Source organism: Nodosilinea sp. LEGE 07298 (assembly GCF_015207265.1).
Classification (GTDB): domain Bacteria; phylum Cyanobacteriota; class Cyanobacteriia; order Phormidesmidales; family Phormidesmidaceae; genus Nodosilinea.
In genome coordinates this window covers 1-9902 of the sequence record NZ_JADEXE010000251.1, presented here as the reverse complement: position 1 = coordinate 9902, position 9902 = coordinate 1, and the positions used below count along the sequence as shown (strand labels likewise).

10 protein-coding genes are annotated in these 9902 nt (G+C 54.4%); 3 read left to right on the top strand and 7 right to left on the bottom strand.

The window, feature by feature from the left end:
* Positions 1-172: 172 nt before the first annotated feature.
* From IQ273_RS25205 to IQ273_RS25175, 7 genes are all read right to left on the bottom strand, one after another.
* The gene (locus tag IQ273_RS25205) at positions 173-1903 is read right to left on the bottom strand and encodes a diflavin flavoprotein (RefSeq protein ID WP_194025896.1); all 1731 of its coding nucleotides are present in this window, start codon (positions 1901-1903) and stop codon (positions 173-175) included.
* Between the two features lie 568 nt (positions 1904-2471).
* On the bottom strand, positions 2472-2834 hold the full coding sequence (locus IQ273_RS25200; protein WP_194025895.1) for a hypothetical protein: 363 nt from the start codon (positions 2832-2834) through the stop codon (positions 2472-2474).
* A 186-nt stretch (positions 2835-3020) separates the two neighbouring features.
* Positions 3021-3917: an AEC family transporter gene (locus IQ273_RS25195; protein WP_194025894.1), complete on the bottom strand. Its 897-nt coding sequence runs from the start codon at positions 3915-3917 to the stop codon at positions 3021-3023.
* 312 nt (positions 3918-4229) lie between these two features.
* On the bottom strand, positions 4230-4622 hold the full coding sequence (locus IQ273_RS25190) for an AbrB family transcriptional regulator (RefSeq protein ID WP_194025893.1): 393 nt from the start codon (positions 4620-4622) through the stop codon (positions 4230-4232).
* Positions 4623-5545: 923 nt separating this feature from the next.
* The gene (locus IQ273_RS25185) at positions 5546-6106 is read right to left on the bottom strand and encodes a hypothetical protein (RefSeq protein ID WP_194025892.1); all 561 of its coding nucleotides are present in this window, start codon (positions 6104-6106) and stop codon (positions 5546-5548) included.
* Positions 6107-6358: 252 nt separating this feature from the next.
* On the bottom strand, positions 6359-6625 hold the full coding sequence (locus IQ273_RS25180; RefSeq protein WP_228053819.1) for a hypothetical protein: 267 nt from the start codon (positions 6623-6625) through the stop codon (positions 6359-6361).
* A gap of 111 nt (positions 6626-6736) precedes the next feature.
* Positions 6737-6997: a DUF3146 family protein gene (locus tag IQ273_RS25175; RefSeq protein WP_017297340.1), complete on the bottom strand. Its 261-nt coding sequence runs from the start codon at positions 6995-6997 to the stop codon at positions 6737-6739.
* A gap of 317 nt (positions 6998-7314) precedes the next feature.
* Here IQ273_RS25175 and IQ273_RS25170 point away from each other — a divergent pair, with 317 nt between their 5' ends.
* From IQ273_RS25170 to IQ273_RS25160, 3 genes are all read left to right on the top strand, one after another.
* Positions 7315-8232 carry an NAD(+) kinase gene (locus IQ273_RS25170; protein WP_194025890.1) on the top strand — a complete coding sequence of 306 codons (918 nt, stop codon included), beginning with the start codon at positions 7315-7317 and terminating at the stop codon, positions 8230-8232.
* 280 nt (positions 8233-8512) lie between these two features.
* Positions 8513-9490 (top strand): hormogonium polysaccharide biosynthesis glycosyltransferase HpsN, encoded by a 978-nt coding sequence (hpsN, locus tag IQ273_RS25165; protein WP_194025889.1) that lies wholly within the window; start codon positions 8513-8515, stop codon positions 9488-9490.
* Positions 9491-9574: 84 nt separating this feature from the next.
* Positions 9575-9902 (top strand): hypothetical protein (locus IQ273_RS25160; RefSeq protein ID WP_194025888.1); only part of this gene is annotated, 328 nt, incomplete at its 3' end.

Here is a 9902-nt window from a genome sequence, read left to right as displayed (position 1 = left end):
AACAAGCGTTTCGCAACCGCCGAAAGCCTTGATTTACCGTAGGGTGGGCACTGCCCACCAGGCCGTAGGGTGCATTAGGCCACAGGTATTTCTGCGGATTGCCGTTAACTTAGGCACTGGCCGTAATGCACCATCCAGGGATTTCGCCATTCCAAAATCCCAAAATCCAAAATCAATAATGATTACTCGCTTTTCGGTGGTGCACCGCCGTCAGCCCGTCCGGTTTCGCCACCCGTCCGGCCTTGGTGGTGCAGTAGACCACCCAGTGGTCTCCCGCCTCGATCCGGCGGTTGACGGTGCATTCCAGGTAGGCCAGAGCTTCGGCCAAAATAGGGGAGCCATTGGCGGCAGCATAGGTGGCCACGCCTTCAAAGCGATCGCCACCGGGCGGAAACCGCTTCAGAAAATGCTTCATCAGTCGCTGGTAGTGGCCTTCTTCCAGCACGTTGAGCACAAAGGTGTCGCCCCCGTGCAACAGCGACTCAATAGCGCGATCTTTAGAGACGGCCATGGCAATACCGGGGGGCTGCACACTGGCCTGAATCACCCAAGACGCTAGCATGGCGCTGCTAACGGCTCCCTTTTTGGTGGTCACAATATAGAGCCCGGTGCTGAGTCGACCAAGCGCTTGGTCGAGACCGGTGTTGAGCGCTGGGCCGGGCTTTTGGCTGCGATCGCGGTTGACCCACTGGCCCAGGTCGGTGCCCGCTTCTTCGCAGAGCTGGTCAGTGGCCTCGGTGGGGGCAGATTTAATCAAAATTGGTTCAAAGGCGGCTTTGAGGCCCAGTTCTTGAAAGCGGTTGCGCAGGGGAAAAATCGGTTCATCTTGGCCGCCGCCGGTTTCAAACAGGCCAATCGACTGCTTCGGGTGAGCCGCTGCGAGGATGGTGCTCAGGATGGGCTCTAGATCGGGAGCGGTTTGGGGCGGCATGCCCAGCACTAGCCCGGCAGCGGTCATGGTCAGTTCGCGCACGGCGTGAACATCGGTATCGAGCAAATCCACCAGTTCTACGGCGGTGCCGGTTTTGAGCAGCCCCTGCCCCAGGCGATGAACAATGCGATCGCTGAACCCGTACTCCCCCGCGTAAAAGATCGCCACAAAGGGCTCGGCCTTAGCCTGGGTCTCGCTCCAGGTGCGGTAGCGCCCGGTCCAGTCGGCCAGATGATGGCGCAGCAAAGGGCCGTGTCCAGTGGCAATTTGACTGATGGGAAAGGGTTCCATCCGTTTGAGGGCCGCCAGCACCGAGCGAGCGTTCGGCCCCATCAGACAGTCGTAGTAGAGCTGAAAATCGGCCTCTAGTAAAGACGGCATTTCGTCGTAGAGGGTGTCGTCGCAGTAGTGCAGGCCAAAGACATCGCAGGTGTAGAGCACCTCGGTACCGCTGTCGTAGGTGAGCATGGTATCGGGCCAGTGCAGGTTGGGAGCCGAGATAAAGGCCAACTCGTGACCCAAGCCCAGGTCAAGGCGATCGCCGCTTTTTACCACCTGACAACCAAACGGACGGTGAATCTGGTTTTGCAAAAACTGGATCGCCACCTTGGAAGCCACCACCGTAATCTGGGGAGCGAGGGCCAGCAGGTCACCGATTAGCCCGCTGTGGTCGGGTTCGGTGTGGTTGACGATTAGATAATCAATGGTTTTTGGGTCAACGATCGCCTCAAGTTGATCCAGGTACAGCGACTTGAACTTACCGTGGGAGGTGTCGATCAGCGCTGTCTTTTCGCCCTCGATGAGAAACGAGTTGTAAGTGGTACCGTTTTGCAGCTCAAATTCAATGTCAAAGCGATCGCGGTCCCAGTCGAGGCAGCGAAGAACGGTTGAATCGGATGCGATCGCTGCTGTTTGTAGGGTCAGCCGCCCAGCGGCAGCGGGCGCTTGACGCAAATCTGTAAGGGCAACCATGGAGATTCTCTATCCTCATTGAGACTTGACTCGGTATGTCTCAATGGTCAACCACAGGGCAAGATTTGTAAAATGTCAATCTCAAAACAAATCTATAAGCAATTTATATGAACTTGAAGGCATTGCATTTACTAAGTAAATGTATTGATTTGGGGTTAAGGGTGGTGACGCTACCCTGAAATGCGCGGCAGCAAATCCCAAGACAGCATCCAAACTCTTGCCCATGGCTGCTCTAGCAACAGCGCTGCTTTAAAGACCCGCTCCCTGGTATGGGTATACCAGGGAGCGGGGTGACTCAACTTTAACTTTGCCAAAGTGGGCTACAAAGTGGACGGCAACTATTCCGTAAAAACATTCCTTTATTTCCGAATGAATACAGCAGCGTTACCGGGCTATAGAGATAGAGAGAATGGCCTGATGGAGCCGAGAACTTGCTCAAGCTGATTGTGACAAGCGCTAACGGCCTAAGGTTCAGGGTTTGAGGTGTGCAGGCCTTGAACCTGAACCCTTATACCCTGAACCCTTGTACCCTGAACCCCCACTAACTTGTCACCTTTGGTTTGGCAGATTACTGGGCCTCGTTTGCTTTGTCGAGGTTTTCCTGGCGCAGCTTATCGAAGTCAGCTTTGTCGAGGTTTTCCTGGCGCAGCTTATCGAAGTCAGCTTTGTCGAGGTTTTCCTGGCGCAGCTTATCGAAGTCAGCTTTGTCGAGGTTTTCCTGGCGCAGCTTGTCGAAGTCAGCTTTGTCGAGGTTTTCCTGGCGTAGCTTATCGAAGTCAGCTTTGTCGAGGTTTTCTTGGTGCAGCTTGTCGAAGTCGACTTTGTCGAGATTTTCCTGGCGCAGTTCGCGGAAGTTGGCTGCGGCAAAAGCGGGGGAAACAGTCACAGTGGCGATCGCGGCGGTCAGGATAAAGAGGGCGGTGCGTTTCATAATTTCAGCTCCTTTAAGACATAAGAGGTGTGTGAATCAATCAACTTGAGTCCTATAGTGCTGGGCGCAACTGAGAGGGGGCTGACCCCCATCTGAGCCATCCTTAAACGTTGTCTGAGAAATCTGAGTGTCCCTTGATGGCATCCTGAGAACGCTTTTGAAAGCCGGTACCCATTGAAGAGAAAGCTAAGGAGACAGCTGCGCCAACAGCGGCACCATCACCACCAGGTAGAGCGGAATTGCCACCGAAATAAAGCTGACTGCAAAGCGCGTATCGAGGCCATTTTCTTGGGTAAAAAACAGCGTCAGCATACTGGGGGGCAACGCGGCCCCCACCAGCACCGCCGCCCGCTCTACCCCAGCCAAGCCAAAAACCGTTACGGCCACCCAGCCCAGGCCCAGGCCACCGCCAATCTTGGCGATCGCTACCACCAGGTACACCCAGCCGCCTGCCATCTGCACCTCAAACTCCATGCCTACGACCAGCAGCACCAGCAGCAAAAAGCTGCTGCCTACAATATCCAGCAGGTTCAGCACTACCCCATGGTTAATGCCCAGCGCATTCATGATCAGACCCAACAAAATGGCCCAAAAAAACGGCGTCTTCGTTAGCTTGGTCGTCACCGCCCGCGCCGTTACCCCCGCCTGGCCAAACCAGGCCGAGAGGCAATACACCACCGTCAATAAATAGATCGCCTGAGCTAGGTCAAACAGCACAATGCGGCTCAGCCCCACCTCGCCAAAGGTGATCAGCATGAGCGGGTAGCCCACGGCACCACCCTCAAAGGTTGGGAAAGTAGTCATTAAGGCTCCGGCCTTTGCCCGCTCCCAACCCAGCCAGCGCAGGCTCAAAAAGCCCATCAGGGTAAGGCCCAGCACCACTACTAGCGCCGACAACGGCAAATAAACCAGGTCGGGGGTGAGCGTAGCGGTCGCTAGAGCCTTGAGAATAACCGCAGGTAGCGCCAGATGCGTGAGCAATAGACCAATGGTTTTGGCCTCGCCCGACCCTAGCACCCCAGCCCGCTTTAGCCCATAGCCGATGCAGCAGACCAAAACCATCGGCAAAAGTTGAACCAGCATAGTGTCTGTGGCCTGAGGGACACCCCATATCATGACTCAGGTGTACTGATAGTCACTAGCTAACGCCTGCTGTTGGCCAATTTTTCAAGTGTGGCCGTGAGAGCGATCGCTGCCGCCGATCGGTTGGCAGTGCTGACTAATGGGCATTCAACGTAAAACCCCCGGCCAAAGGTAGCCAGGGGTGCTGATTCGCTGATATTACGACTGCCGGGGTTGGCCCACTCGCAAAGTCAACGCTTTAGGGAAAGTATTTGAGCAGAAAGGTGTTGTTCGTTAGCGCGATCGCAGAACTCGATCGCATTGATCTAACCCTTATTCCTCGCCCTCATCCTCGCCATCCTCGCCAATTTTGACCAAGTGAATGTGCTTATAGCCAAGCTTAATCTGAAACTCATCTCCTGTCTTAAGGCCCATAGCCTGGGTGTAGGCAGCCCCAATCACAATCTGACCATTCTTGTGAACAGTAACGGTGTAAGAGGCTTCTCGACCTCTGCCATCCTTACTTTTTTCGGGCTCAAGCTGAATACCCTTGGCCGATAGCAGAGCATCATAGAACTCAGCCAAGTTGACGCGAGTTTGCCCCTCTTTACCAGTGGTGTAGTAACCGCATTCTTTGGCGAGTTCCCGCTTCGTTAGGCCATCATTATCTTTGACCTTAGCTAGAAGCTCTTTGCCAGTCAAGGGGTCTGCGCTTTTTACTGCCATAGTTCAAATATCCATAGTGCAAACATCAAAATTCACAGTAACCACCAAAAAACGTTCTTGGTAGTCATTTAGTTCCCTTATCCTTCCACGCCATCGAGTAGCCTGACGGAAGAAACAGAACTATTTTACGGTCTAAATTAATTATAGTTATCACCAGGTCTCAATGGTCTCTGTATTTAAGATTGATAGTTGAGTTAAATCCTATAGCTAGATTTATCCGCTTCAAGTTGATACCCTCGCTCCTCAGCTAGCCGCTATGGGCAAAGCAAGAGGCTTTTGGGGATGTGCCCTCCACGGTGGAGACATTTAATCATACACAGAGATAGGCTGCATGAAGCAATGACTTGATCACGATAAAGACAGCCTCCCTACAGAAAAGTTGTATTTTCTCGGGTGCGGGGTGAGTCGAGCCCAATTGCGTTCTTGAGCCAGTGGTTTAGGCAAAAGGAGACTTAGGAACGTGTATATCCAGCTGAATTAACCAAAATGCAACGAAAGGATACACCATGAGTAGCCACCCGGTAGTCAAGTGCATCCTAAAATTTGTCAATTCATCATTTTGACGGCTAGCTGATCCGTCATTATCGTGCAGGCGGGCAGCTTGCTTCTAAACGTATTCCCACTTGCGCAGTAATGCGACGCCATGGTAGAGGCCGTACATCAGTGAAGGCCCCTAACCAAACTTTTAAGCCCACCCGGACAGCGCCACAGCAGCCCGCCAAACTAAGCCAAGCAACACAGAATCGGCAGATTTTAGATCAGCTACAGTGGCCTTGTCGGTGAGCGATCGCGGCTAGGACAGGCAGTTTTTCTCCGGCTAGTCACTAGCGATCGCCATGATGCTCTGCGATAATCTACGGCGACAAGCCCACGCTCCGATCACGCAGCGATCGGCCTACTTTGCCTCTCAATCTGAAATGGGGCTAGGTGCCAAACTGATAGCCATACTCATTTTGATTGAGCAATCCATCCCCATCGGCATCCCAAGCATCGTAGACGCCGCTGTCGTCTAACCCAGTTTCAAATTCACTGCGATCTAGATAGCCGCTGCCGTCTAAATCCCAGTAGTTATAGGTTCCATCGGACAGCTCACTATTGTCTAATACGCCGTCGTTATCTAAATCCCAAAGGTCGTAGTAGCTCTGATACTCATAGCCTTCGATCGCGCCGCTACCGTCGGTATCCCAAGCGCTAAAGTAGCTGTTATCGTTAATGCCGATACCAAATTCGTTGGCATCCAGGTAAGTATCCTGATTAGTATCCCAGGCGTCATAGAGTCCTGTTTCCCCTAGGCCGCCATAAAGCTCAGTGTCGTAGAGATAGCCGTCCCTATCGGTATCCCAGGTATCGTAGGCACTAGTGTAAGTCTCGTTGCGGTCTAAATAACCGTCATCGTCAGCATCCCAGGTCGTGTAGGGTTCGTAGGCGGTGCAGCTGACTAAACCAAAACCAATTAATCCAAGGGCGGCAAGTAGCTTCCTCATCTAATTGTCCTCCGCAAATGTGATTGTTTGTACCGTCACATTGCCTTGACCCAATTAGTTTCCAACGCCCGTTTAGTAAGCCGTCCGATCTACCATCTTTCTCAATGAGCTTAAGGGCAAAGACAATGCATGCAGTCTCAAACTAAGCTTTGGCGACAGGAGTCGGGTCGGTCAGACGAAGGATATAGCGACAAAACCAAAGGCATAAAGGATTTAGACGACTGGTGGGAAAGCCCTGTGCACCCAACAATCCTAACGCTGCTTTGAAAATCTTCCCCAAAGCTCAATCATCATCAGCGCGCCACCGCTAGCAAAAGCACCACCAATCATGCCTTCAGCTATCTCAACCTTGGGCGCTTCGGTGAGGCAATACCCCGTTAGTGTTTCTGATTTGCTGCAGGCTTGGTTTTCAACCCGCGCCGCGCCGCCGCCCAAGAGAACCCCCGCCCCGATCGCCAGGGTGATTCCCCATACCATGCTATTTTTTTCGCGTTGGATAAACATTTCGGTAGTTGACAAAAGTTGGATTTAGAATACCCAACTCCATCAACTCTCATAACGTGCGATCGGCTTCTCCAGATTGGGTCATTTTTTCCCAAAAATTGTAAGATGCCACAGCCACGTTTCGCCTTACAGCTTGGCTCGAATGGTAAATGAGTAGTCGCCGCCAGGTTCGAGCTGGTAATCGAAGCGTTCTAGAAAGCGACTGAGAGGTTCGCAGATCAGCGCCCGCCCTAGCGATGGCTCTACCCTAAGCTGGCCCTGGCGAAAACGCCACTGAAACTGCCACTCGTAGGTGCTGGCCCGCACTTCCCCTTCGATGCGACCTTGGCTCCACGACTGGTGGGTAATGCGAACGTAGGCGGTGGTTTCAGATTGGCGACGGGTCACAGCGATAAAAGCAAGCAATGCAAAATGTGGGCAGTTGGTAGGGCAAGGTCACCCCCTCACAGGTACGATAACCGTAGCGTAGGCTGTGGTCTACCCCAATAGTGTGGGCAACGATACGACCTGAGGCCTTAAATGCGTAGGAAAATGTGCGGGACTAACTGGGTAATTCAATCATGGGCTGTTTAACCCTAGACGAAAAAACGGTAGCCTAGGGAGAAGGTAAACTACGATCCCCAGCAGCGTGTTCGGCATCTTAGCGGGTGTAGAGCACGTTTTGTTTACCCTATCTTCACCGATTGTAAGGTTGGACCCTGCCTGTGCCCAAGGTTGGCATTATCTACAACGACGTTAAGCCTGTAGCTTGCCAGGCCGCTCTCGAATGGGAGGAAAAGCTGACTCGCCTGGGCTACACCGTCAGGCTGGCCACGGGTATGGGCGGCATTTTGGGGTACTCTCAGCCCGAGCGCCCCGTTTGTCATACCCCACTCGATAGTCTGGTGCCGCCCCACTTTGACTCTGATATGAGCTTTGCGGTAGTGCTAGGGGGCGATGGCACGGTGCTGTCGGCCTTTCGTCAGCTGGCCCCGATTGGGGTGCCTCTGCTAACGGTCAATACTGGCCACATGGGCTTTTTGACCGAAGCGTACATGAATCAGCTACCCCAAGCCATGGATCAGGTGCTGGCGGGCGATTACGAAATCGAAGAGCGAGGAATGCTGGCCGTCAAGCTTTCTCACGGTGCTGACCTGGTCTGGGAGGCGCTGTGCCTGAATGAAATGGTGCTACACCGCGAACCGTTAACCAGCATGTGCCACTTTGAGGTGGCGATCGGCCACCACGCCCCGGTCGATATTGCCGCTGACGGTATTATTGTCTCTACGCCTACAGGGTCTACGGCCTATTCGCTCTCGGCGGGCGGGCCGGTGATTACCCCAGGGGTATCGGTCACGCAGCTAATTCCTATTTGTCCGCACTCGCTGGCATCGCGGGGGCTGGTGTTCCCCGATCGCGAGCAGGTCACCATCCATTCCGCCAACCCCGACCCCCTGGTCTTAATCGTGGACGGCAATGCGGGCTGCTACGTGATGCCCAAAGACCTAGTGAGCACCTGCCGCGCCCCCTACCCCGCCCGGTTTATTCGCCTGAAGTCGCCAGAGTTTTTTACCGTGCTGCGGGAGAAACTGGGCTGGGGGTTGCCCCACATTGCCAAACCAACCTCGGTGGAGTTGCCCTAGCTGTTCCTCGTCGGCACAATGGCCCCAACCTGCTCCTTGAGCGACGTCGAAAGGAGCAGAACCGAAAGGAAGTGGAGTAGCCCGAACCGTTCCTTGAGCGATGTCGAAAGGAGCGGAACCGAAAGGAAGTGGAGTAGCCCGAACCGTTCCTTGAGCGGAGTCGAAAGGAGCGGAGTCGAAAAGAGCAGAATCGACAGGTACGCCAATTCAGTCACACCCATAGGTTGTCCTGAGCGCAGCTCGGTGGGAATACTGCTGTCAGCCCTTACCCCCTGTCACTATGGATTGGCCTACTATTGCTGTAATCATCCCCACCTATCAGCGGGAGGCAGTGCTGTGCGACACACTGCGCAGCGTGCTGGCCCAAGACTATCCGGCTTATCAAGTGGTGGTGGTGGACCAAACCCAGACCCACCAGCCCGCCACCCAGCACCAGCTAGAGACCTGGGCTGAGGCAGGGGAGATTACCTGGTACCAGGTACCCTGGGCTAGCTTGCCAGCGGCGCGTAATGTAGGGATTGAGCGATCGCATTCTGACCTCGTCCTCTTCATCGACGACGATGTGGTGCTGCCCCCCGGCTACCTCTACGCCCACGCCCGTACCTTTATAGAGCGGCCTGAAGTGGGGGCGGTGGCAGGGCGAGTGTTTGACCGCATGAAGCTGGCGGAGCAGGAGGATCTCGAAATCGACTACCTGCCACCGGAGGCCATGGATCCCGGCATTGCCTGGTACCACCTTGACCTGGTGCATACCACCCAGCCCCAGCAAGTGCTGACAGCGCGGGGGTGCAATATGTCGTTCCGGCGAGAATTATTTGACAAGCACGGGCTGCGGTTTGACGAGCGCTTCTCGGGGAGTGCGGTGCGCGAAGAGTCTGATTTTTGCCTGCACATTCGGTCGACCGGCTACATCATTTGGTACAGCCCTGAGGCCCACCTGGTGCACCTGGGCGAGGAGACTGGCGGCTGCCACGACATTACAACGCGATCGCTCAACTACCAGATGAACTTCTACCACAACCACTTTTTGCTGGCGCTCAAAAACCTCACCCTGAGCCAAAATCTGCGGCTCTACGGTCGCCTGTTCGACTGCCACGTGCTGGGGCACCCCCCCTGCAACAAAGACGGCAACCCGCTAAAGGTGGTCAGCCGGGGGATATTTTTTGTGGCGGGGTGGCTCTACACGGTGTATACCCTGGTCACCACACTGGGTAAGCGCGGGCGGCTTTATGCCGATGTGAAGCCAGAAGCGTTGTAGTCCTTTGAAGTTAAGAATTTGGGGTTTAGAAAACTGCCTCGCCGCCCAGCGATCATAATTCTAAAACCATTTCCCAAGGCAGCTATGGCTGACGATCGAGACGTCACTATTCGATTACAGCTAGACCTATCGCCTGACCAGCCAGGGCTGCTCGAAGGGCTAGATACCTGGCTGCGACTGGGGCTGATGTCTGAGCAGCAGGTGCGAGAGCTGGGCCAGACTCACCTGAGCTGTGAGCTACGGCCCGAATTAAGCTCGGTAGCGTCGTCAGAAATGGCCTTAGCTGATGCGGTGAATCCTTTTGTAGAAGCGACTGAGGAAGCTGCAGTTGCTGGGGATGCCCCCATTACCGATTTTGTATCTGCCGCACCTGCCACTCGCCGCCGTCGCCAACAATTGACCCGCCCGGCCC

What these genes read in the sequence shown, in the direction of transcription:
- IQ273_RS25205 (WP_194025896.1), bottom strand. Translation starts at nt 1,903, where the DNA reads ATGGTTGCCCTTACAGATTTGCGTCAAGCGCCCGCTGCCGCTGGGCGG.
- IQ273_RS25200 (WP_194025895.1), bottom strand. Translation starts at nt 2,834, where the DNA reads ATGAAACGCACCGCCCTCTTTATCCTGACCGCCGCGATCGCCACTGTG.
- IQ273_RS25195 (WP_194025894.1), bottom strand. Translation starts at nt 3,917, where the DNA reads ATGCTGGTTCAACTTTTGCCGATGGTTTTGGTCTGCTGCATCGGCTAT.
- IQ273_RS25190 (WP_194025893.1), bottom strand. Translation starts at nt 4,622, where the DNA reads ATGGCAGTAAAAAGCGCAGACCCCTTGACTGGCAAAGAGCTTCTAGCT.
- IQ273_RS25185 (WP_194025892.1), bottom strand. Translation starts at nt 6,106, where the DNA reads ATGAGGAAGCTACTTGCCGCCCTTGGATTAATTGGTTTTGGTTTAGTC.
- hpsN (WP_194025889.1), top strand. Translation starts at nt 8,513, where the DNA reads ATGGATTGGCCTACTATTGCTGTAATCATCCCCACCTATCAGCGGGAG.